Below are 20,585 nucleotides of genomic sequence, written 5' to 3'. Positions count from 1 at the left end.
GGCCGGGCCGCCACGCTTAGTGCCGATGGCGGTGATGGGCGTCGCTCACATGGGGGTGAGCATGGGCTGTGTGCGTGTGCTGATGGCCGTGGGCATGCCAGAAAGGTTGATCGTCGGGCATCCCCCTGAGGTCGTCTTCTGTATGGGGATGGTCGTGATGGGGATCTCTGTTGCTGGGGTCGTGGCGATGGCGGTGGGAGTGCTCCAGAGGCTCGTGCCGATGCCAGTGGCTGTGCCGCTCGTTCAACAGCAGGGCTACCCCGCCTGCCATCAGGCCTGCCGCCACTGCGAGCTGGGCGGTGAGTGCCTCTCTCAGCACCACTAGCGCAAACAAGGCCCCCACGAACGGGGCCGTGGCAAAGATCAGGGCTTCCCGAGCGGCACCCAGACCCCGCAGCGCCAGCAGATCCAGCCAGATCGAGATGCCATAGCCAAGGGCGCCGATGACAAGCAACCCCAGGGTCGTTGGCAGCGATGGAAAGCGTTCCCCCAGCAGCAGGGCCAGGCCCAGCATGGGCAGGGAAGCTCCAGCGGCCTTGAGGGTGGCGATCTGAATCGGGTTGCGCAGGCTGAGGCGCTGGCTGAGGTTGTTGTCGATCCCCCAGGCCAGGGTTGCCGCCGCGATCAGCAGAGCCCCTGGGCCGTTGACACCATGGAGTGAGCCGCCGGAGAGCACCACGGCTCCGGCTGTGGTGAGAGCCGCTGCTGTCATGCCGCGACGCCCCAGGTGCTCACGGCCCACCAGCACCGCGATCGCGAGGGTGAACGGTGTTTCCAGATTGAGCAACAGCGAACCGGAGGCTGCCGGCAGACGAGCCAGACCCAGCACCAGCGCCACAGGGCCCACCATGCCCCCGAGCACGGTGAGCCCGGCCAGAGCCGGCCAATCACTGGCTTGCACCGGCGCTTCCGACTGGGAGCCGCCCAGCACCAGCCGCAGCAGCAGCAAGGCCATGGCCGCCCCGGCATAGAGCAGGGCCGCGATGCTGACTGCCGAGCCCTGGCCTGTGAGGGTGCTGATCAGGGGGGCGCTGCAACCGAACAGCACCGCTGCGGCGAGTCCGGCGAGCTGACCGCGGCGCTGTAGGGACATCAACGGAGCATCTGCGTGGGTCCAGCCAACAAGCTCTCTCCAGCGCGCACGCCCTGGAGGATCACCACCCGATCGGCCGACTGTTGCCCCACCACAACGGGCACAGGTTCCACTGCACCACGTTGGTAGCGGAACACCGTCGGTGAGCCGTTCACCACCTGGACGGCATCGGCGGGCACCGTGAATCGCTGCTCGGAGGCGGGCACCATCACAAAGGCCGTCACCGCCGTACCGGCAGGCGGCATCGGTGCGTCGACGGTCTGAGCGCGCACGACGCTCACCCGATTGCCGCTGCCGCTGTCTGGTGCCACCGCCAGCACCCGGGCTCGCAGATCCCTGGCACCGGCCTTCACCCGCAGCAGCTGGCCGGGTTCCAGATTGGCGGCCAGCAAAGGAGAAACCAGGAAGCGCAATTCACTACCCCGCGCATCGCTGATCTGGGCAACCTCATCTCCCGCCTGCAGCACAGCACCAGGGGATGCCTTGACGGCGGCGATCTGTCCGCTGATCGGACTTCTGATGGGCAGACGCCCCATGGCGTCGGGCTCTCCCATCACCAGGGCCTTGGCCGTTGCTGCCCGCGCGGTGCTGGCCGCGGTCACGCTGGCAATCCGCCGGCTTTCCAGCTCCTGCGCCGAGAGGGCGCCTTGCTTGGCCATCGGGGCAGCGAGCCGGTACTGGTAGGCCAGCGATTGCGCCGTGGCCTGGGCGGCGTCGGCGTCGGCACGCACCACGGCGGCTTCCGGGCTCTGCACCTTGGCGATCACCTCGCCGCTGCGCACGGCGGTGCCCGGGGCCACCAGCAGGTGCACGATGCGGCCAGCCACGGGCATGCCCACGCTGGAGCGTGCGCCCACGGCCGCTTCCACAAAGCCTGAGATCGGCCGTTCCGTGCCGGTGCTGGCTTCCGGGCGAATGATGTGGAGACCCGAGCGCCGCAGTTGCTCCGCGCTCAGGCTGATCGTGTTGCGGGCGGCGGTTGCTTCTGTGCTCGCCTTGGGCGTGGATGTGGCAGGCCCACCGCTGTGGCGGCCCACGGCGATCCCCAGCAGCAGCGACCCGGCGATCGCGATGGGCAGGAGGGTGCGGGGCTCGCGCAACCGAGCGGTGATGGCCTGGAGGCTTGAGCTCATGGCTGAGACAGCGCGAGAGAAGGCATGGAGGTGTGGATCGGCGGCAACAGCCAACGGCCAAAGCGCACATACAGCGCGGGTAGCACCAGCAATGTCAGCGCCGTGGAGGTGATCAGGCCGCCCAGCACCACAACGGCCAGGGGCTGCAGGATTTCGTTGCCGGCCCCGAACGCCAGCGCCAACGGCAAGGCACCCAGCGCGGACGAGAGCGCAGTCATCAAGATGGCGTTGAGGCGCTCCAGGCTTCCCTCACGGATCACCTCGCTCAGGGGTTGCCCATCGGCATGGCGGCGGTTGTAGTTGTCCACCAGCAACAACCCATTGCGCACGGCGATGCCAAACAGCGTGATGAAGCCGATCAGCGAGGCGATTGATAGCACTCCTCCCGTGAGCAACACGGCCACCACACCGCCAATCAGGGCCAGGGGCAGATTGAGCATGATCGCCACCGTGGCCGGCAGAGATTTCACCGAGATCACCATCAGCACACTGATCACCACTGCGGCAACAGCGCTGTAGAAGATCAGAGACGCGGTTGCCCGTTCTTCTGATTCGAACTGGCCGCCGTAGCGGATCGTGTAGCCCTGAGGCAGTGGCACCTCGCGGGCAATGGTGCGCTGGATGTCTTTGACGACAGTGCCGAGCGGCCGGCCGCTGACGTTGGCGGAGACCACGATCATCCGGGACACGTCCTCCCGGTTGACGACGTTGGAGCCCAGGCCTTCGTCGATCCAGGCGACGCTGCCCAGCGGCACCGTCATGCCATTGGAGAAAGCCACCGGCACCGAGCGGATCGCCTCCAGGCTTGCGCGCGCGTCTGGCTGGAGCTGCACCAGCACATCGCTGCGCAGACCGCTTTCCACTACGTGGCCCACCACCTTGCCGTTAAGGGCAATCTCCACGGCCTGCGACAGCTCTTCAATGCTGAGGCCCAGGGCCGAGGCCAGGGGGCGGTCGTAGTGGATCTGGACCTGGGGGATGGGCAGTTGGGGCTCCAGCTGCAGATCCACCACTCCGGTGATCGGCTTGATCGCTGTCTCCACGGCCTCGCCGATGCGGCGCAGCTCGCCCAGATCGGTGCCGTAGATCTTGATCGCGATGGCACTGCGGACCCCGGAGAGCACCTCATCCATTCGGTGGGAGATGAAGCCGCCGATGTTGGAAGCCACGCCCGGCAGCTTCTGAAACGCCTGCCGCAGTTCGGCAATGGCGGCTGGGCGGTTGGCCATCGCCCGATCACTGAGTTCCACATCCACATGGGCCAGGTTCACACCCGCACCATCGGCATCACCAGGCGCGCGGCCGGTGCGCACCTGCACCCACTCGAACAGAGGGTTGTTCTGCAGCGAACGGGTCAGGGCCAGGCCGGCCCGATTGGTCATCTCCAGTGACACCCCCGGGTAGAGCACCATCGAATTCACCAGCGACTTTTCACGGAACTCAGGCAGAAACACCCGCCCCAGTGCCGGCAGGATGAGGGTGGTGGCGATCACAAGAGCCAGGGCCATGGCCAGCACCCGCTGCGGTGAGGTCAGGGCCAGATCCAGCACAGGGCGATAGAGGCGCTGGGCCTGGTTGGCGATCCAGGTGTTCTCCTCGTGCAGCTGAACCGGCGCCAGCAGGATGGCGCAGAGGGCCGGTGACAGGGTCACCGCCACCAGGGTGGAGGCGCCGATGCAGAGCAGGTAGGCCAGGCCCATGGGCGCAAAGATCCGTCCTTCCACGCCGGTGAGCGAGAAGATCGGCGCGAACACCACCGCAATGATCACGGTGGAGAACAGCACGGGCTGGCGCACCTCCAGCGAGGTGTCAAACACCACTTGCAACGGTGATTTGGGCGTGCTGCTCGCCTGGTTGCGGCGCAGGCCCCGGTAGCAGTTCTCCATGTCGACGATCGAGTCGTCGACCACCGAACCGATCGCCACCACCAGCCCGCCCAGGGTCATGGTGTTGATGCCGAGGCCGAGGGCCTTCATCAGCATCAGGCCGATCAGCAGCGAAAGCGGAATGGCGCTGAGGCTGATCACGGCAGCGCGCCAGTTCATCAGGAACAGCACGATCACCACCGAAACGATCACCACCCCCTGCAGCAGCGACTCGCTCACATTGCGGATAGCGCTGTCGATGAAGTTGCTCTGACGAAATGTGACGTGGGTCTGCACATCCGCCGGCAGGGTTCGGTTCAGTTCGGCCAGGCGTCGCTCCACCGCGCCGGTCACGGTGGGTGTGTCCACGTCGGGCTGCTTGGTCACCATCAGCACGACGGCGGGCTTGCCGTTGAAGCTGGCGTCACCCCGTTTGAGCGCTGCGTCGCGTTTGACCTCCGCCAAGGTGGAAAGCAGCACCGGTTGCCCCTGCTCGTTGCGCACCGCCGCCTCCGCCAGGTCGCTGACTTGCTCGATCTGCCCCATCGGGCGGATCAGCCGCTCCTGGCCGCCGGCAATCAGGAAGCCTCCGGGGCTGGTGGCCATGGCCTTGGAGACCCCCTCCATCACCGCTTGGAGCGAGACGTTCTGCACCTGCAGTTCGTGGGGGTCGATCAGCACCTGAAACTGCTGCTCATCACCGCCGTAGATCGTCACCTGGGCCACACCAGGGACCGCCAGGATGGCCTGGCGATAGGAGCGCAGCACCAGCTGCTGCAGATCCATCAAGGATGTGGCGCCATCGCCTGCCGCCGTGAAGGCCACCTGCAGGATCGTGCCGAGCGGGGACACAAGCGGCGACAGCTCCGGTGCGGTGGCATTGGCGGGAAGCTGGGTGCTCACCTGCTGCAACCGCTCCGCCACCGACTGGCGAGCGCGGAAGATATCGGCGTTCTGGTGGAACACCACCTGCACCATCGACAGGCCCGCCTTGGAGGAGGAGCGCACCGTCTCCACCCCGGGGATGCCGTTCACGGCCGACTCGATCGGCAGGGTGATCCGGGTTTCCACCTCCTCGGGCGAGAGGCCATCGGCGCTGGTCTGCACATCCACCTGCGGCGGCGCAAAGGGCGGAAACACATCCAGCGGCATCTGGCTCACGGCCAGCAGGCCCCAGAGACTGATAACCACCGCAGCGGCCACGATCAGCCAGCGGCGAGCGATCGAAAACCGCAGCGTGGCGTTGAGCAGCCGCTCAAGCATCCGTCTTCTTGCGACGGCTCAGCCAGATCCCACCGCCGATGACCAGCACAGCGGCGCCGGCGCCCACGGCCAGCCCAGGAATCGGCAACCCAGAGCTGGCTGAAACCGATTCAGGGGCAGAAGCCGTTGTTTCATCCGGCTTGTCGTTCGCCGACGCAGGTTCTGCCTGCTGGGTCTTCCTCGATTCGGCATAGAGCGAAAGCGCCCCCGTGGTCACCACGTCGTCGGTGGGATCGATGCCTTCCGTCACCACCACCCGATCGCCCTGGTTGGCACCGGTCACCACGTAGACCGGGTCGTAGGTCTTCTCCGTCTGCACGAACAGCAGGGGTTTGCCATTGGCATCCACCAGCGCCGTGGTTGGCACGCTGAGGCCATCCGGCCCTGACTCTGGCTTCTTGGTGGCAATGCCCAGGAGGGCGTCACCATCGGCATTGCGCTGCACCTGGCGGGCATCGCCCGTCTGCTGGAACTCGTCTCCATGGCCCACATGCGCCACCGCGACAGGAGTGGCGACAGGAACGGTGAGCAGGGCAGCGGCCGCGAGACTGGCACCGGCGGTCAGCGGCAGGAGTCGGTTGAGCAAGGCCCACGAAAGCAACAGGTGGACGGAGCTTGGCGCAACCGCGATGAAAATCAGGTGAAATCGCTTGTGCTCACTAGCATCTGCCAGCTCAAGCCCCCTGCCGATGCCGCTGCGGATCCTGCTGGTGGAAGACGAGGCGGATCTGGCCGGCGCGATTCAGGCGGTGTTGCAGCAGCAAGGCCATGTGGTGGATCACTGCGGCGATGGCCTTGAGGGCTGGACCCTGTTGGGCGCCCAGCTGGCTCGCTACGACCTGGCCATCCTGGATTGGATGCTGCCGGCCTTGAGCGGTGTGGAGCTCTGCCGCCGGGCCCGCTCGGCCGGCTACGAGTTGCCGGTTCTGTTGCTGACCGCTCGCAGCGACACGGCCGATCGAGTGGAGGGACTCGATGCCGGCGCCGACGACTACCTCAGCAAACCCTTTGCGATGGAGGAATTGCTGGCCCGGATCCGGGCCTTGCAGCGCCGTCAGCCTGCCTACCGGGAACCGCTGTTGGAGGTGGGCTGCTTTCGCCTCGATCCGGCCAAGGCTGAGTTGCTGGTGAGCACGCCAGGCGGGGAGGTGGCCGTCGAGCTGTCGGCCAAGGAGCAGCAGTTGATGGCCTATTTCATGGAACATCCCGGCCAGATCATTCCCGGCTCGCGGCTGCGCCATCAGCTCTGGGATCTGCACCAGGACCCGGTGAGCAATGTGGTGGCGGCCCAGGTGCGGCTGCTGCGGCGCAAGCTGGCGACCCATGGCCTGCCGTCACCGATCGAAACGGTGCCCAGCAAGGGCTACCGCTTCCAGCCTCAGCTCGATCGGCCGGCATGAGCCCGATGCGTTCCCCGGCGCCTGGGCTGCTCTGGCGTGCGCGTCTGCGTCTGGCAGGCCTGTCCCTGGTGGTGATGGGAGCGCTCCTCTATGCCGCGGGTTTGACCATGGGCCGGCTGCTGCTGCAGACCCAGGAAACGGCGATCCGACGGGAGCTGCAGACCCTGGCCGGCACCATGCACGACAGCCTCAAGCCCGTGCTGCCGCGGGATGCCGTGCCCTCCACCAGCCTCGCAGCGGTGCTGCCGGGGCTTTGCCTGGCTGGTGAGGTCTGCCGCCCAGCGCCGGATCTGCTCCATCGCCATGCGATCAGCGCCACGGATCCCAGTCGCTACAAGCTGCGGGTGCTGGACCACCAGGGGGCCCTGATCGCCCGATCCCCTGGCGACGTACCGGTGGAATCAACACCAGAAACCCTGGGCTGGTCACTCAGCAACCCCCACGGAAGGGAGCGGTGGGGCACCTATGCGATCCACCTTCATCACTCCAATGGTTCTGGCGAACCGATCTGGGGCTACCTCCAGATTTCACGCAGCCTGGCGGATCTCGATGCGGAGGCCGAGCGGTTGTGGTGGCTGGGCCATGGGGTGTTCCTACTGGCCATGGTGGCGATGGCACTGGCCAGCTGGTGGCTGGCGGGTTTGGCGATGGCTCCCTTGCTGGAGGCCTATCGCCGACAGGAGCAATTCAGCGCCGATGTGGCCCATGAGCTGCGCACGCCCCTGGCCAACCTGCTGGCGCTGGTGGAGGCAGAACAGGGCGCCAGTGCTGCAACGCCAAACGGCAAGGCCGCCCCCAGCCTGGATCGGGTCCTTGCCCAGGGCCGGCGCCTGCAGCAGCTGATCGCCGATCTGCTGTTGCTGGCCAGCCTGGAGCGACCCTGCCTCCAGAGCCAGAAACAGAGCTGTGATCTCGCGGAGATCACAGCCGATGTGCTGGAGGACTTCGGCGAGACGGCCGCTGCAGCCCAGGTGAGCCTGGAGCAGGCTCCCTGGATCGCCTCCGCCTGGGTGTTGGGGGTCGAGTCGGAGCTCAGCCGGCTGGTGATCAACCTGCTGAGCAACGCGATTCAGCACAGCCCTGCGGACACGTCCGTCGTGGTGGGCCTGGAGCAGCGCGGCCGCGAGATCCGGCTGACGGTCCGTGACCGCGGGCCCGGCATCCCTGCTGCCGAGCAGGAGTGCATCTTTGACCGCTTCACGCGCCTGGATCCTGCCCGCACCCGCCAGCAGGGAGGCACGGGATTGGGCCTGGCGATCGCCCAGGCCATCGCCCGCCGCCATGGGGGTGTGATCAGCCTCCAATCCACCCCTGGAGCTGGCAGTTGCTTCTGCCTGGCCGTCCCTCTGGCGGATTCAACCCATCACGGAGAGCAAAGAGCCTGATCCCTGACTGGATTGCGGCAGAGGGGCGCCCCTCTCAGCCCATCAGGATCGTCATTCCGGTGAGGATCACAGCCACCCCGGTGAGATCAAGGGCCGTGAGCGGCACCCCATCCACCAGCCGTCACCACGCCAGGGCAATCGCCACAACCATCGCGCCAAAGGAGGCGTACACCCGGCGAGCTGCGGTGGGGTGGAAGGTGGGCAGCCATACGTAGATCGCCAGGGAGATGGCGGCGGAGATCAGGAGCAGATCGGCCGCTGCTGACGCAGCACCAGGTCGGCTTGGTAACACCCCAGGCTCTCGGCGGCCGCCGTCAGCAGAAACAGGCTGGTGGTGCGGAACACGGCATGAGCCTCGGGCGAGGACAGCATCACTGAGTAGGCGGGCGCCTCTGGGAGTTGGAGCGCTGCACCAAGCGACCACAGCCGGACAGGGCTGATCCAGTCCCTGCCCCACCGGCGCTCTGTGGATCGGCTACGCGCAGCCCTCCTCATGGTCCGGGCGGCCTCAAGGGCTGCGCAAGTCAGCCGACTTGTTCGATGGCTGCGCTGCGCTCCGCATTGCAGAGGGGGCTGCCCCTTGACCCCGCCCGGCCTGCTTCGGGGTCTCCGCTACGCCTGCCATGGCTACCGCATCCCGCATCCGCGCCTTCCAGCTCCTCAGCTCCCGCACCCTGGAGCTGCTCTGCGAGGAGGCCTCCGCCCATCTCCCCACCCCCCTGGAGCGGCTGGAGCGCCTCTGCGCCGATGTCCTCTTTGATCGCCAGCGGCTCAATCTGCCGCTGGTGAGCTCCTTCCCCGAAAGCGAGCTGCCCTTCTGAGGGGGCGAATCCCTCGGGCCCTTGGTCTTCGGGCCCTTGGCCCCGGCTGCGGCCGGGGCTCTCTTTTTGCCCGCAGCCGGCGGCCCCAAGCCAGCACTGGCAACAGGGCTCAGCAGCACCACGCCTATGGCTAGCCCCATGACCGCCGAGCGGTTCCAGGACCGCTTTGAAGCCTTTCGCGGTGAACCCCAGCAGGTCTCCGGCGTCTGGACCCTTCATGCCGCGATCGCTGCCCTGCCCGGCAGCGAGGCCGTCCTCGAGGAGCAGGCCCCCTGGGCGCTCACCTTCAGCCAGAAACCCGCTGCGCCCCCGGCACCAGCAGTCCCCAGCGGCGGCCTCGATCCGCGCGGCTCAGAGGAAGCCGGGATGGCGGGCCCGCAGCTGGCAGCACCCGTCCAGCCCGGCGACACCTACCTGCTGGTGAATGACCGGGACCAGGACATGGAGGCCTACGACCACACCGGGGCCTTCCTCTGGAAGATCCCCTGCCTGGCCCGCGGCCAGGGGAGCGACACCGACTGGACCCAGAACAGCACCGACACCCCGCCAGGGCTCTACAGGCTTGGCCAGCTCTACGCCGATTACGAGCAGAACCCCAACCCGCCCTGCTCCGATACCGCCATGGCCTACGGCTGGTACAGCTTCGACATGGAAGAGCTGGAGGGCCAGGAGGCCGCTCACGGCCGGGCCGGGATCATGCTCCACGGCGGCGGCTCAGCCTGCGGCTGGCCCGGCGCCTGGGCAGCGCAGCAACCCCTGCACCCCACCCTCGGTTGCGTTCGCCTGCACAACGCCGATCTGCGCGACAAGGTGCTGCCCCTCTACCGCCAGGGCACCGTCTATGTGGGGGTGTTCCAGGAAAAACAGTGACCCCGGGGCTGGTGCTGCCACCGGCTGGGGGCCGACCGCCCAAGCCGCCGTTCGACCGCGAGCGGTTTGTGTTCAAGATCCTGGCGGTGGTGATCGGCACCCAGCTGCTGATCTATTCCCTCGCCGCTGGGGTCTGCGGCCAGCGGGCGATGGAGGGCAGGCCGATAGGGCAGATCTGCCCCGGCACGCTGGAGCGGCTGCAGGGCGGCTTTGATTCCACCCTCAAGCTGTTGCTGGCGCTGCTGGGTGGAGCAGCGCTGACGCGCATGGACCGGTAACGCCTGGGAGCGGGAGAAGGGCTTGCTCCGGGCCTCTCCAGTCTGAGGCCCGTCCTGCCGGCCGCGCCTCCGCTGGGATCGGTCCCGTCGCTGCGCCGTTTCGGCGCCGATCGTCATGGCCACGCTCTCTGCAGGCAATTCCGCTGCCACCTCCCCGTTCTGCAGGCCTGAGGAGGATCCGTTCCTGCTGCTCGAGTCCACCCTCCGTGGGGTGCAGGAGATCCTGCTGCGTCGTCGTGGGCTGCCGCTGCGCCGCACCTGGATCGAGCAGCCCTATGGAGAAGAGGAAATCACCCTGCTGGAGGAGGAGGTGATCCCCGCGATCCAGCAGTGTCTGGCACGGGTCGATGAGCTGGATGAGCGGCTGTTGGCCCAGCAGGAGCTGATTCAGCGCTGTGAGCTCGAGTCCCAGCGCCAGCCACTGTCGGTGCAGAAGCTGCAGATGGCCTGAGCGCCATGGTTTGGGGGCTGCAGCTGCGGCCCCCTTGCCTGTGCCTCGATCCCAGAGTTGGCGGAGCAGCTCCACTGCTGGGGCGCGGTGGGCGTTCAGCACGGAGTGGCATCCATGCCCGTGGGACGTGGCTGGCTGGGCGGAGCGAAACCCCTCCGCAGCATGCCCCTCCGGCTTGCGCTGGCCAGGGCTGACGCGAGGCTCGCGCTGCTCGCCCCTGGCCAGCACTGCGCCTGCGGGGCGTCTGGTCGGGGTTCTCCGCTCCACCCCAGCCACGGCCACCCCCCAAGGCCCCGTCTGCGAAGTCCGCCTGCTTCTGGTTCACCGCTATCAGCCAGGAGTCCAGAAGCTCGGCACTGCCCCCTGTGAGGTCGAGTTCCTGGGCCGCCGCGGTAAGCCCGTCAAGAAGATGCGGCTGATCCCTGCCGAGAAGGCGTTCGCCTTTGCTCGCAAGCTGCAGGGCACCCCCGGCTGCACCGTCTCGGTCTGCTGAGCCAGGGGGCTCAGGCCCGGCTGCCGGTTGGTGGCCGGGCCTCACAGCCAATGGCGGTAGGCACTCCGCTGCCGCCGGGCCCTGGCTTTGGCGCGAGCATTGCCGAACTGGGGGCTGCTGCCGTCACGGCGACGGCGCACCCAGACACCACGGCGAATGAGCTGGCTGTCCTGGGGATTGGCCCGACGGGCGGCCACGATCACCCCATAGCCCTCCTTGTGTCGGCGCTGGGCGCGGGAGCGGGCCTGGTTGGCGCTGGCGGCCGGCACCACCGTGGCGGTGGATCGGTTGCGCCAGAACACCAGGTACCAGGCCATTGCTCCCTCCCGGCGGGTTGATCAGCGCCGCGGTGCAGCCGCCCTGGGGGTGGTGCCCTTGACGGCCTCCAGGTAGAGCTCGGCGGTGCTCAGGGTCTGCAGGTTCACGGCTCCGCCGTGCTCGTGACCGCTCTCCGGCACAGCCGCCGAGTACAGCCCGCTGCGCTGCTGGAACAGGAAGCTGTACACCGGGTGGCGGCGCAGCTCCTCCATGTAGTCGCCATCGCTGAGGGCGACACCGTCGGCTGTGAGGGGCTGGCCCTTGCCGTCCACCGGCAGCAGCCGCTCGCGGCCGTCCACCTCGCCCAGCTGGAAGTGGCCGCCGCACAGCGTCACGAAGGTGTCAAAGAACGTCCCCCGTTCATCACCGCCCACCCGGCCTTCCGCTTCTGAAAACAGCCGTTCCATCAAGCGCTCCTTGCGCAGGTTCTGCACCTGTGAGCGGGCCTCGTCCCGTTCCTTTTCCACGCTGCGCACGCGGCGCAGGTTGGCCTCATTGAGCTGGCGTTCGCGCTCGCCCACCTGGCGTTCGAACTCCTCGCGCTTGCGCTCGGCGTCCTGCAGGCGGGCGTACTCGTCCGGGTTGATCTCGGAGAAGCGGGACAGCTGGGCTCGGGCCTTGCGCAGCTCTTTCTCGAGTTGGTTACTGCGGCGCCGCTCGGCCCGCAGGGGATCAGCACTGCTGGGAGCAGCGGCAGGGGGGTCGTCGTTGTCGCTGGGGCTGGAGTCCTGTGGCAGGGAGAGATCGAGGGTGTCGTCGCCGTCGGCAGCATCCAGACCCGCGTCAGCAGCGCCGTCGCTGTTGAGCAGGTCGGGGTCGGCGGCAGGTTGGACAGAGCCAGCAGAGCCCTGGTTGGGTTGTTGCTGCTGTTGGCGGTAGGTCTGCCATCGGCCAGGAGGGACCATGGGACCTGGAGCAGCGCCGCTGTTGGCGACGCTGGAGTCAGAGGAGAAGAAGGAGGAGGGCATCACCCATCACGGCTGTGGTGCTGCGGGCGCCCCGTCCGGGCTGCGCTCGCTCTCCCTGTTGCCAGCTCCTCAAAAGCCCTGCTCAGGCAGCTCATCCAGCACGGGAGCAGAGCGCCGGGCCGGCAGGTAGATCCACTCCCCCGCCGGCAGCGGGGTTGAGGGCATGTAGCCAGGCACCAGCAACTGCATCCCCGCCGGGATGGAAGTGGTGGAGCGGTAGACGGGCAGGAGCAGGGTGGTGCCAGCCGGCAGCGGTTCCTCGCTGGGCCAGCTGCTCAGCTCCGGGTTGAACTGGCGCAGCAGAGTGAGGCTGAGGTTCTGCTCGGCCGCCACGCTGCTGAGCGTTTCGCCTTCGGCGCTGATGTAGGTCTCGCTCTGCTGCAGCACCGGGTTGAGGCTGCGCAGCTTGCTTTCGGTGGTGCCATAGCGACCGGCCAGCACCGCCAGGGAGTCGCCCTCGACGGCGATGATCGTCTGGGTGCTCTCCAGCTGGGGGTTGATCCGCCGCAGGGTGGCCACGGTGGTGCCGTAGCGCTCAGCGATCAGGTTCAAGGTGTCGCCATCGCGCAGCACCAGCACGCTGTGGGGTCTGAGCACCAGCTGGATCGCTTCCCCCAGCAACGGCTGCAGCAGCAGGCCGATGCCGCCCGGGCCGTAGTCCGCCCCGAAGTGCATCACCTGGCAACCGGCGAACTGGGCCCGTCCCCCCGAGGGAAGTCCGCCCTGGGGCTGGAGCAGGGCCAGGTCCCCCAGCCACATCACACCCTGACAAGGAGCCTGCACAGTTCCCAGCAACGACGGGTCCCAGGGCAGCGGCGCCTCGTCGCGGAAGCCTGGGGTGGCCCAGTCCTGCTCAGCCGCCAGCCAATCGAAGGTGTTGCTGGTGCTCACCGGCAGGATCGCCGCCCGGCAGAGGTAGCCGCGCAGCAACACGTCCCCAGGGTCGGTGAGGGCGGTGTCGTTGTAGCCGCTGACGATGCCGCTCTGCTCGAGGAAGCAATCGATCACATGCCGGCGGATTGGAACCGGATTGCGGCTGTCAGGCCGGTCCACCTCGAACAGGCAGAGGCGGGCATTGGCGTAGGGCTGCAGCGCCAGCCACAGGGGCAGAGCCGCGGGCTGAGCTATCCGGCTGTCAATCGCTGAAGCGGCTGCAGGCAGGGAGACCAACTGGCCCCACAGCGGCGCACCCCGCAGGGGGTTGAGGCCCTGGTTGAGTGGCGAGAGGGGTAGCTCCATCGCTCAGCCCCGTACCAGCGATCCCCGGAAGGGGTCGGGGTTGCACTGGCGCCAGTTCTGCAGCCGCGGCAGCAGCAGCGCCAGCTGGCCGATGTGCTGGCTGCGCTGCCGGTTCAGCACCACCGCCGGTGAGGGGCCCGCAGGGTTCCACTCGCTCTCGGTTTCCTCCAGCAGCAGCTCGGTGGCGTACTCCACCACCGCCAACTTTCTCAGCGGCAGTGGGTTGGGCACCACGCCACCGGCCACGCCCTTGCGCCGGCTGCGCACCGGGCTGTTCACCTCTGCCGGTGTCAGTGCGGCCAGCTGCTCATTCAGCGCCGCAATGGCATCGAGGTGGCCCTGGGCGGTGCAGACCCCTGTGGGGTAGTGGGTCTGCAGCTGGGCCATCTCCCGGTTCAGGGCCGCAAGGGCGGCACTGGTCACCGGGATGGACAGGGCGATGCGCAAGGCCTCGGCATCACCGGGACGCCAGGTGCAGGTGGGTGGGGAGGACTGGGTCATGCCCTCCCTTGCCAGATCAGCTGCCTCTGCCCCCGTTGGGCTCGCCCAGCCCCAGCTGCTGGCGCAGCTCGGCCCCATCGATCACACCCCGTTCATGCAGCACCAGCCACTCCTGCACCGAGGGCTGGGGCTTGCGCGGTGGCTGGGGCGGCGCCAGTGGGCAGATCTCCACGCTGCAGGCCGGTGTGTCGGAGAGCTTCTCGCCGGTGAGGCGGGTCCACTGGCGCAGCAGGGTGCTGAGCATCGAGCGCTTCTGACCCGCCAGCGACTGCAGCACCGCAAAGCTCTGGCCAGCAGTCAGGGAAATCTCCAGCTCGGTGCGGGCCGGGCCCTGGCCGCCGGCCGGGATCAGGGCATCGCGACGCATGGCGTCTTCCAGCTGCTGCAGGTAGGCCCGATGCTCCGCCAGCGACCGGGCCTCGATTTCGACCCACTGGAACGTGGCCCCCTCGGGCAGGTCCATGAAGGAGGAGGTGGAGAGCACCAGCCGCTGGGGGCGTTGAGCATCAGTTCCGCCGGCAGCCGCACCAGAGCCGAGTGCCCCATCACTGCGGCGGAAGCCGTAGGCATCCACCAGGCCCGTGCGCACACCCACCGGCAGGGCAGTGCGCGAGAGAAGGTCCTCGTATTCGCTGCGGCAGCGGTAGTGGTTGAGGTACTGGTGCGCCAGCCCCAGGTGGGGCAGATCGCCCTCACCAAAGGCGGTGCCATCCACCGAGTACCAGAGGGCGGGCAGGTCAAAGCGCTGGGGCAGCAGCGAAGGCTCCCCCACCGGCACCACGTCGTAGCCATCGGCGGCGCCGGGGTTGGGGTTGGCCTGCCAGCTGCGCAGCAGCAGGCCGTCATCGCCCACCGCCAGGCTGCGGTAGAGCCAGGCCTGTGGATCGGGCACCAGCCCGCCGTGGGCGTCGAGCACCACCGTGGGCACGGCGGCATGGTCGCTGGAGTAGCGGGGCGGCAGGGCCTGGCGGCGCGGTTCCCGCCAGACGATCTCCACCGGCCCCGACGCCGGAGCACCGGTGGAGCCGTCGGTGGGCAGGCGCCAGTTGAGCAGGTCGCCCCGGGGCACCAGCTGCAGCCGCGGCAGGGAGAGCCGATCGCCTTTGGCCAGGGCCTCCAGCCGGTCCCCTTCTGAGGGCCAGCGGTGCTGGGGCGGCAGCTGCAGGATCAGGCAGCCGCCATCGCGCAGGGTGAGCAGGTCGGCCAGGAACAGGAACACCCCCAGGTCCGTGCCCTGGCCGTCCACATCGGTGGCCACCCTGGTCAGCGAGTCGGGCAGCTCCTGCCAGACAAGTCGCGACAGCATCCCCGCGTAGGTGCGCAGGGCATCGCGGTAGAAGCCGGTGGGGCGGGCAGCTTCCAGCCGCTTGAGGTAGCAGGTCTCGGGCTCCTCGATGCCGCGGGGCAAATACACCGGCCGGCGGCTGGTGCCGTCGGGGAGCTCCAGCAGGGTCCAGCAGTCGTAGACCAGCTGCAGGCGGTCTCTCAGGCCCGAGAGGATGGGGTGTTCCAGCCAGGGGGGCTGGGCAGGTGGCTGAGCCTGCGGCGCTGGTGGCGAGGAGGAGCTGCAGGGGGTAGTTGTCCTGCGGCGCCGGGTAGTGGGCACGGGCTGCTTGCTGGGTAAACGCCTTTGCCAGCAACAGCAATTGGCCGCGGGGGCATTCCATACAGAATCTGCATTCTTTTGGCCATAGCGTCAGGGCAGACGGGTCGACCAGCCCGAAACCCTAGGTTGATGCGTGGGTTCGCCGAGGTGTCAGACGCGATGAATTTCCTGCCAAGGATTCGCAGTCAAGCGACAGACAGACATCTGCATTAAGCGACCTAGAATTATCACGCGAGTCACGAAGGGGCTGGTCACTCAATGCTGAGGGTTCGTCCACCTTTAACCATGCCTCGTAAACCTCTCTCATGTTCAAGTGGATTGCACAATGACTACCCTCAACCAGGTATTCGGCGTCAGCGCAGACCCAGTGCTGTCATACATCGTTCGCGACAACATTGACGGACTCTTCACTGCCGTATTAAACGAGGATAAGCATGTGGTTGTGTACGGAGCGTCGAAGCAGGGCAAAACAGCGCTGGTTTCACGGTATCTGCCATACGACCAGAATGTTGTTGTACGCCTCTCGCCGAATAGCAACGTGGAGGACATTTACTCGAGCATCCTCCGCCAATGCGGAGTAGATATTGAGATAGGCAAGGTGGAGGAGAAGGATTCAGAGGCTTCGGCAACTCTGGGGATCAGGGCAAAGGCGACAATTTGGTTCTTTGGCGAGGGCGAGGCGAATGCGTCAAGCGGACTCAAGACTGTGGATAAGAGCCAAAAAAACCTCAAAACGATTCCTTTTAACCTGGCCGTTGCTCAAGATATCGCCGAGCTCTTAAAAAGCGTGAACTTTAAGAAGAAGATCGTCCTAGAGAACTTCCATTACCTTACAGAGGAGAAGCAGCGCCAGCTATCCTTCGATCTGCGCTCTTTTCAGGAAATGGGCGTCATCTTTGTAGTGCTGGGAGTGTGGCGCCAAAAAGACAAGCTCCGAATCTATTGCCCCGACCTCACTGACCGAGTCGTTGATGTTGCCGTAGAGCCTTGGACTGAAGATGAGTTTCACAGAGTTGCCACGGACGGGGCAAAGCACCTGAATGTCGATTTCGCGCCTGATGTGATTCAGCATTGCATTGAAAATTCTTTCGGAAGTATTGGCGTTTTCCAGGAGTTGTTGAAGCACACATGCATCGCTGCAGGAGTATCAGAGTGGAGGCAGTTGTCGCAACAGATCTCTAGCATTGACTTCTCCAACACGGCGATTCAAGAGAAAGCGGAGCAATACGGAGCCACGCATCTTCAAGCGCTTGAGCTTATCTCCTCTGGCAATGTTACTCACTCAAAAGATAAAGAAAAGACCCCACTTCACTTGCCGTACTATCTCGTCTGCGCAATCCTGGAAATGGGATTCGCCGGCCTCGAGCATGGAATCAGTCGCTCCGACATTGCGGATAGGATCAAGCAGCATCATCATCGCAAGGATGATGTGCGCCCATCTGACATGAGCAATCTGCTTCACAATCTCTCGACTCTTCAGCACAAGAAGGGCATCAATCCGCCCTTGATTGACTACGATATTGGCAAGCGTCGGCTATACGCGATTGATTCTACCTTCTTTTTCTTCCTCCGAAACTGTGATCTGGGCTTAGTCAAGGATGAGCTTCCCTGTCCGGTAAGCGCCGGGTAGGAATGAGATGTCAGCCACACGCACGCTTAATCAACAGGGAATGCAACCACCCGCACTGAGCAGGCCTCAGCAATCTGAACCCACTGCTCGCGACTGATCTCCAATCGCTGCAGCATCTCCATCACTCCCACCCCTGAGGTCAGCAACCGCTGCCCCCGCGCATGCAGCTCCCGCCATGTCGGCGGCACCTTCAGCAGGAAGCCGTTGTCCCGCAAAAAGTGCGTGATCTCCCCATTGGCATAGGTGCGCCCGTAAGGCCGGAATAGGCCACGTGACGGGTCGTAGCGCCGCGCCGCCTTGATCAGCCCGATCATCGCCAGCTGCAGCAGATCCTCCTTGGGATGGATGGTGCGCCGCGCGAAGTTGCCAGCGATCTTCTCCGCCAGATCCATGTGCTCCAGAGCCAGGGCATCGGCCGCGGCATGGGGCCGCATCGGGCGCTGGCGACGGGGTCTGCAGCGCCGTGGCCGCTGACCCTGGGCTCTGGGGTGGTGACGCTCCGGTTCCTGGAGGTTGATCTCCAGCTGCTGCGCTCGGGCGTGGCAGGCCGGCCTGCGGTAGCGCCGTTGCCGCAGCATTCGCTCCACCTCGGTGGCATCGCCGATGAGCACCACCGTGATCGGCAGCACCAGCTGCACCACGGCCGGCGCCAGCACAGCAGCCCCTGGGCTCGCCACAAGCGATGGCCTGGGATTTTCCCGCACCGCGGACACCATTGGCTCGCTCACCGACTTACCAGCAGCGGCGTCACCACCGGCTGGATGCCCTGGGCCTTCCAGTAGCGACCCTCCAGCCACAGGGCACCGTGGCAGAAGGCATCCACCAGGTCTTTGCTGCCCTTGGGGAAGCGTATGGCTTCCTCCACCAGCGGCTGAGCACGGTGGTGAAAGCGGATCTGCCCGGCCTCCACCAGGGGGGCGACGGCATGGGCGCGGGTTTCCTTACTGCCTCTCGCAGTGATCGGCAGCATCCCCGGCACCCGCCGCCGCAGGGACTGCAGCACCGCCGGCCCGTTGGCGGCGTCCTCGATCAGCACGGCATTGGGGCGCAGCCCCTGCTGCTCCAGCGCCTCCAGACAGCCCAGCAGGAAACGGATCACCTCCGGCAGGCCAAAGCGGTGCCGAGCGGCCCAGAGCACCTCGATCTCCAGTGCCGCCGTGGTCATTTGCCCCTGCGGTTCACCCGTTCGGGGGATGGCATTCCGGACCGGTGGTGCCAGCAAGCCGGCCAGGCAGAAGCCGCAGTAGTCGCTCTCCGCCTCCCCCTTGAAGCTGAGGTCACAGGAGAGCGCCAGCAGCGCGTACTGGCGCTGGCTGCCCTCCTCACGGGGGAGGGGCGGCCGAATCCACTGCCGCAGGAAGATCGATCCGCTCGCCGGGCTCGGCCGCTGCTGGTACAGCGCCGCCCACCAGTAGGCCCCCAGGCGAGCGCGGATCTTGAGCAGTTCCGGCAGGGGGAACCGCTCAGGACACAGCGCCTCTCCCGCCGGCCGCCAGTCGGGGATCAGGGTGCAGGTGGGCGGCAGCTTGGCCCGCTCGGTTGGCTCCTCAGCGATGGCCGGCAGGTCCAGCACGGTCCAGTGCTGCGGCGCCTCCCCCAGCTCCTGCTCCAGCAGCCAGCCGATCACATCCTGGTGGTCCCAGCGCGTGAGCACCACCACCTGGGCCGAGAGGTTTGGCTGCTCCCTGCCGTCCGGGCCCAGCACCGACGCAGGTTCGGCGCGGGTGAGCCACACCGAGCGCAGCCAGTCGATCAGCTTCTGCCGCAGCGCCGGGCTGGCGGCATCGCCAGGGCCCTTGTAGGGGTCGTCGATGACCCCCAGGCTGTAGCCCTTGCCGGTGAACGGGCCATCGACGCCGGCAGCAATGCAGCCGCCCCGCTGCCGCGTCAGCCAGTTGCCCACCGCCGCCGAGTCGCGGGCCAGCAGGTGGCCGGTCACCCGGTAAAAGTGGCGGGCTTCTCGGGAGTGGGCGTAGGCCAGCTCGGCCGAGTACGAGGCAATCGCCGCGAAGAGATGCGGGTAGCGCTGCAGGAAGTAAGCCGGGAACAGCTTGGAGACCAGGAGGCTCTTCCCCAGCCGCGGCGGACAGGTGACGATCAGCCGGCTCAGCTGGCCATCGGCCACCTGCTGGAGCAGTTCGATCAACACCTCGGCCCAGCGGTGGAAGCCGTAGCGGGGGTAGGCCTCAGCGATGAAACTGCGCAGGGTTTGGGGTTCCGAAGGCTCGACCTTGGCGGACGTGGGGAGGAGCAGCAGGCCGCCATCGCCCCAGGGGTCAAGCTCCGGCAGCAGCAACCCACCTTCGGTGGGGGTGGCAGCCTGAAGCCCCACGGCTGGCGTCGCGGTGGCGGGGGTGCTTGCACTCACGCCCTGGGCTCCGGCGGCTTGATCGGTGCCCGCAGAAGCCCGCCGATCTCAGCAATCACCCGGAAGGCGCCCACAGCCGCGTTGAACTGCTCGGCGTCCATCGCACGCCTGGCGCAGTCATTGAGGGCAAAGATCTGCTCGGCCTGATGCCTGCGGCGGTCGGTGATCAGCTCCTCCACCATCCGCTGCCGCGCCAGAGCCAGGTAGCGGCTGATCGTTTTGATGTTGGTGATTCCCCAGTTCTGGGCTGCTTTTTCCCTGATCTTTGCCAGTGGCAGCCGCTGGGCGATCCACAGCTGCGCCTCGGCAATGCGCGTCTCCACCTCCATGTGGGTGGCGCGCGGTTTGTGGTTCTGGCTGCGGCGGCCCCGTGGCGGGTTGCCCTTGCCCACCGGTCGGCTGGGATCCGCCGCCGGCCAGACGGGCTGGCCATCGGCATCCTGTTGGGCCGGCGCCTGGCGCAGCTCGTTCAGCAACGCCTGATCGGCATCCGGGGTCTGGGGTTCTCCGCTGCCGGCTGGCTTGGCTGAGGCACGGCGGCTCACAGCAGGCCCTCCCGCAGGATCAGCCGCACATAGGCGGCCCACTGCTCGGGGGTGAGCACCACCCGCCAGGTGCCGCCGCGAAAGCGCACCAATGTCGCCGCGAACGGCACGGCGGCGTGCTCGGCCTGCAGGGCGGCCTCATCAGGCTTGAGACGGGCCGCGGCGGCGGTGTTGGCCCAACTGGCCACCTGGATCACATGGGCCGGCACGCCATCGAGGTCGCCGGTGTCACCACCGGCCGTGGTGGTGCGGCCGGCGCCGAGCTTGCGGCGCACCACCAGGCCCAGCAGATCGCTCAGCAGCTGGGCCGCTTCCCGCTCGGCCGCATCCCCCTTGCGCTTCTGGGGATTGGCCATCG

The 20,585-nt window shown here is 66.9% G+C and carries 23 protein-coding genes; 8 read left to right on the top strand and 15 right to left on the bottom strand.

What is annotated here, in order from left to right; genetic code table 11:
- Positions 1-16 precede the first annotated feature (16 nt).
- From H8F24_RS12125 to H8F24_RS12110, 4 genes are read right to left on the bottom strand one after another with little or no spacing between them, the layout of a single operon-like run.
- Positions 17-1,093: a DMT family transporter gene (locus H8F24_RS12125; protein WP_197169788.1), complete on the bottom strand. Its 1,077-nt coding sequence runs from the start codon at positions 1,091-1,093 to the stop codon at positions 17-19.
- The gene (locus H8F24_RS12120) at positions 1,093-2,226 is read right to left on the bottom strand and encodes an efflux RND transporter periplasmic adaptor subunit (protein WP_197169787.1); all 1,134 of its coding nucleotides are present in this window, start codon (positions 2,224-2,226) and stop codon (positions 1,093-1,095) included. The genes H8F24_RS12125 and H8F24_RS12120 overlap by 1 nt, the downstream gene beginning before the upstream one ends.
- Positions 2,223-5,354 carry an efflux RND transporter permease subunit gene (locus H8F24_RS12115; protein WP_197169786.1) on the bottom strand — a complete coding sequence of 1,044 codons (3,132 nt, stop codon included), beginning with the start codon at positions 5,352-5,354 and terminating at the stop codon, positions 2,223-2,225. The genes H8F24_RS12120 and H8F24_RS12115 overlap by 4 nt, the downstream gene beginning before the upstream one ends.
- Complete coding sequence (locus H8F24_RS12110) at positions 5,347-5,940, bottom strand: hypothetical protein (protein WP_231596997.1); 594 nt, start codon at positions 5,938-5,940, stop codon at positions 5,347-5,349. Before H8F24_RS12110 ends, H8F24_RS12115 begins: the two co-directional genes overlap by 8 nt.
- A 109-nt stretch (positions 5,941-6,049) precedes the next feature.
- Between H8F24_RS12110 and rppA the strand changes: the two genes are divergently transcribed.
- Together rppA and rppB are read left to right on the top strand one after the other, a co-directional pair.
- The gene (gene rppA, locus H8F24_RS12105; RefSeq protein WP_231597293.1) at positions 6,050-6,754 is read left to right on the top strand and encodes a two-component system response regulator RppA; all 705 of its coding nucleotides are present in this window, start codon (positions 6,050-6,052) and stop codon (positions 6,752-6,754) included.
- A 5-nt stretch (positions 6,755-6,759) separates the two neighbouring features.
- A complete protein-coding gene (rppB, locus tag H8F24_RS12100) occupies positions 6,760-8,139 on the top strand; it encodes a two-component system sensor histidine kinase RppB (RefSeq protein ID WP_197169784.1) in 1,380 nt (459 codons plus the stop codon).
- Positions 8,140-8,260: 121 nt separating this feature from the next.
- Here rppB and H8F24_RS20195 read toward each other — a convergent pair whose 3' ends face one another.
- Positions 8,261-8,431 (bottom strand): hypothetical protein, encoded by a 171-nt coding sequence (locus H8F24_RS20195; RefSeq protein ID WP_370525791.1) that lies wholly within the window; start codon positions 8,429-8,431, stop codon positions 8,261-8,263.
- Positions 8,380-8,511 carry a hypothetical protein gene (locus H8F24_RS19950; RefSeq protein ID WP_255376846.1) on the bottom strand — a complete coding sequence of 44 codons (132 nt, stop codon included), beginning with the start codon at positions 8,509-8,511 and terminating at the stop codon, positions 8,380-8,382. The genes H8F24_RS20195 and H8F24_RS19950 overlap by 52 nt, the downstream gene beginning before the upstream one ends.
- Before the next feature lie 251 nt (positions 8,512-8,762).
- Between H8F24_RS19950 and H8F24_RS12090 the strand changes: the two genes are divergently transcribed.
- The 5 genes from H8F24_RS12090 to H8F24_RS12070 all read left to right on the top strand — a co-directional run bounded on the left by H8F24_RS12090 (position 8,763) and on the right by H8F24_RS12070 (position 11,052).
- A complete protein-coding gene (locus H8F24_RS12090) occupies positions 8,763-8,960 on the top strand; it encodes a hypothetical protein (RefSeq protein ID WP_197169783.1) in 198 nt (65 codons plus the stop codon).
- Between the two features lie 138 nt (positions 8,961-9,098).
- On the top strand, positions 9,099-9,830 hold the full coding sequence (locus H8F24_RS12085; RefSeq protein WP_231597794.1) for a L,D-transpeptidase: 732 nt from the start codon (positions 9,099-9,101) through the stop codon (positions 9,828-9,830).
- On the top strand, positions 9,827-10,108 hold the full coding sequence (locus H8F24_RS12080) for a hypothetical protein (protein WP_197169781.1): 282 nt from the start codon (positions 9,827-9,829) through the stop codon (positions 10,106-10,108). The genes H8F24_RS12085 and H8F24_RS12080 overlap by 4 nt, the downstream gene beginning before the upstream one ends.
- Before the next feature lie 115 nt (positions 10,109-10,223).
- Positions 10,224-10,559, top strand: coding sequence for a hypothetical protein (locus H8F24_RS12075; RefSeq protein ID WP_197169780.1), 336 nt, complete (start codon positions 10,224-10,226; stop codon positions 10,557-10,559).
- Between the two features lie 127 nt (positions 10,560-10,686).
- Positions 10,687-11,052, top strand: a complete 366-nt coding sequence (locus tag H8F24_RS12070; RefSeq protein ID WP_231597793.1) for a hypothetical protein — start codon at positions 10,687-10,689, stop codon at positions 11,050-11,052.
- Between the two features lie 41 nt (positions 11,053-11,093).
- Here H8F24_RS12070 and H8F24_RS12065 read toward each other — a convergent pair whose 3' ends face one another.
- The 5 genes from H8F24_RS12065 to H8F24_RS12045 form a co-directional block, all read right to left on the bottom strand.
- A complete protein-coding gene (locus tag H8F24_RS12065; RefSeq protein ID WP_197169779.1) occupies positions 11,094-11,369 on the bottom strand; it encodes a hypothetical protein in 276 nt (91 codons plus the stop codon).
- Between the two features lie 21 nt (positions 11,370-11,390).
- Positions 11,391-12,338 carry a hypothetical protein gene (locus H8F24_RS12060; RefSeq protein WP_197169778.1) on the bottom strand — a complete coding sequence of 316 codons (948 nt, stop codon included), beginning with the start codon at positions 12,336-12,338 and terminating at the stop codon, positions 11,391-11,393.
- Between the two features lie 69 nt (positions 12,339-12,407).
- Positions 12,408-13,577, bottom strand: coding sequence for a LysM peptidoglycan-binding domain-containing protein (locus H8F24_RS12055; protein ID WP_197169777.1), 1,170 nt, complete (start codon positions 13,575-13,577; stop codon positions 12,408-12,410).
- 3 nt (positions 13,578-13,580) lie between these two features.
- The gene (locus H8F24_RS12050) at positions 13,581-14,078 is read right to left on the bottom strand and encodes a hypothetical protein (RefSeq protein ID WP_197169776.1); all 498 of its coding nucleotides are present in this window, start codon (positions 14,076-14,078) and stop codon (positions 13,581-13,583) included.
- A gap of 16 nt (positions 14,079-14,094) precedes the next feature.
- Positions 14,095-15,684 (bottom strand): DUF4055 domain-containing protein, encoded by a 1,590-nt coding sequence (locus H8F24_RS12045; protein ID WP_197169775.1) that lies wholly within the window; start codon positions 15,682-15,684, stop codon positions 14,095-14,097.
- Positions 15,685-16,009: 325 nt separating this feature from the next.
- Here H8F24_RS12045 and H8F24_RS12040 point away from each other — a divergent pair, with 325 nt between their 5' ends.
- Complete coding sequence (locus H8F24_RS12040; RefSeq protein WP_197169774.1) at positions 16,010-17,314, top strand: hypothetical protein; 1,305 nt, start codon at positions 16,010-16,012, stop codon at positions 17,312-17,314.
- 26 nt (positions 17,315-17,340) lie between these two features.
- On the opposite strand, the gene H8F24_RS12035 is transcribed toward H8F24_RS12040, so the two are convergent.
- The 4 genes from H8F24_RS12035 to H8F24_RS12020 are packed head-to-tail and all read right to left on the bottom strand — an operon-like array spanning position 17,341 to position 20,583.
- Positions 17,341-18,042 (bottom strand): sigma-70 family RNA polymerase sigma factor, encoded by a 702-nt coding sequence (locus H8F24_RS12035; RefSeq protein ID WP_197169773.1) that lies wholly within the window; start codon positions 18,040-18,042, stop codon positions 17,341-17,343.
- Positions 18,039-19,682, bottom strand: coding sequence for a terminase (locus H8F24_RS12030; protein WP_197169772.1), 1,644 nt, complete (start codon positions 19,680-19,682; stop codon positions 18,039-18,041). Before H8F24_RS12030 ends, H8F24_RS12035 begins: the two co-directional genes overlap by 4 nt.
- Positions 19,679-20,227 carry a hypothetical protein gene (locus H8F24_RS12025; RefSeq protein ID WP_231597792.1) on the bottom strand — a complete coding sequence of 183 codons (549 nt, stop codon included), beginning with the start codon at positions 20,225-20,227 and terminating at the stop codon, positions 19,679-19,681. Before H8F24_RS12025 ends, H8F24_RS12030 begins: the two co-directional genes overlap by 4 nt.
- The gene (locus H8F24_RS12020; protein ID WP_190546166.1) at positions 20,224-20,583 is read right to left on the bottom strand and encodes a hypothetical protein; all 360 of its coding nucleotides are present in this window, start codon (positions 20,581-20,583) and stop codon (positions 20,224-20,226) included. The genes H8F24_RS12025 and H8F24_RS12020 overlap by 4 nt, the downstream gene beginning before the upstream one ends.
- Between the last annotated feature and the right edge of the window lie 2 nt (positions 20,584-20,585).

This window comes from Synechococcus sp. CBW1002 (assembly GCF_015840915.1).
Taxonomy (GTDB): Bacteria; Cyanobacteriota; Cyanobacteriia; order PCC-6307; family Cyanobiaceae; genus CBW1002.
Note: the sequence above shows the minus strand (reverse complement) of the source record. Positions and strands in the feature narration are given on the sequence as shown.

Bases quoted from the DNA above. Each gene is read 5' to 3' on its own strand.
- H8F24_RS12125 (WP_197169788.1), bottom strand. From the start codon at position 1,093: ATGTCCCTACAGCGCCGCGGTCAGCTCGCCGGACTCGCCGCAGCGGTG.
- H8F24_RS12120 (WP_197169787.1), bottom strand. From the start codon at position 2,226: ATGAGCTCAAGCCTCCAGGCCATCACCGCTCGGTTGCGCGAGCCCCGC.
- H8F24_RS12115 (WP_197169786.1), bottom strand. From the start codon at position 5,354: ATGCTTGAGCGGCTGCTCAACGCCACGCTGCGGTTTTCGATCGCTCGC.
- rppB (WP_197169784.1), top strand. From the start codon at position 6,760: ATGCGTTCCCCGGCGCCTGGGCTGCTCTGGCGTGCGCGTCTGCGTCTG.
- H8F24_RS19950 (WP_255376846.1), bottom strand. From the start codon at position 8,511: ATGCTGTCCTCGCCCGAGGCTCATGCCGTGTTCCGCACCACCAGCCTG.
- H8F24_RS12090 (WP_197169783.1), top strand. From the start codon at position 8,763: ATGGCTACCGCATCCCGCATCCGCGCCTTCCAGCTCCTCAGCTCCCGC.
- H8F24_RS12085 (WP_231597794.1), top strand. From the start codon at position 9,099: ATGACCGCCGAGCGGTTCCAGGACCGCTTTGAAGCCTTTCGCGGTGAA.
- H8F24_RS12075 (WP_197169780.1), top strand. From the start codon at position 10,224: ATGGCCACGCTCTCTGCAGGCAATTCCGCTGCCACCTCCCCGTTCTGC.
- H8F24_RS12065 (WP_197169779.1), bottom strand. From the start codon at position 11,369: ATGGCCTGGTACCTGGTGTTCTGGCGCAACCGATCCACCGCCACGGTG.
- H8F24_RS12060 (WP_197169778.1), bottom strand. From the start codon at position 12,338: ATGCCCTCCTCCTTCTTCTCCTCTGACTCCAGCGTCGCCAACAGCGGC.
- H8F24_RS12055 (WP_197169777.1), bottom strand. From the start codon at position 13,577: ATGGAGCTACCCCTCTCGCCACTCAACCAGGGCCTCAACCCCCTGCGG.
- H8F24_RS12050 (WP_197169776.1), bottom strand. From the start codon at position 14,078: ATGACCCAGTCCTCCCCACCCACCTGCACCTGGCGTCCCGGTGATGCC.
- H8F24_RS12040 (WP_197169774.1), top strand. From the start codon at position 16,010: ATGACTACCCTCAACCAGGTATTCGGCGTCAGCGCAGACCCAGTGCTG.
- H8F24_RS12020 (WP_190546166.1), bottom strand. From the start codon at position 20,583: ATGGCCAATCCCCAGAAGCGCAAGGGGGATGCGGCCGAGCGGGAAGCG.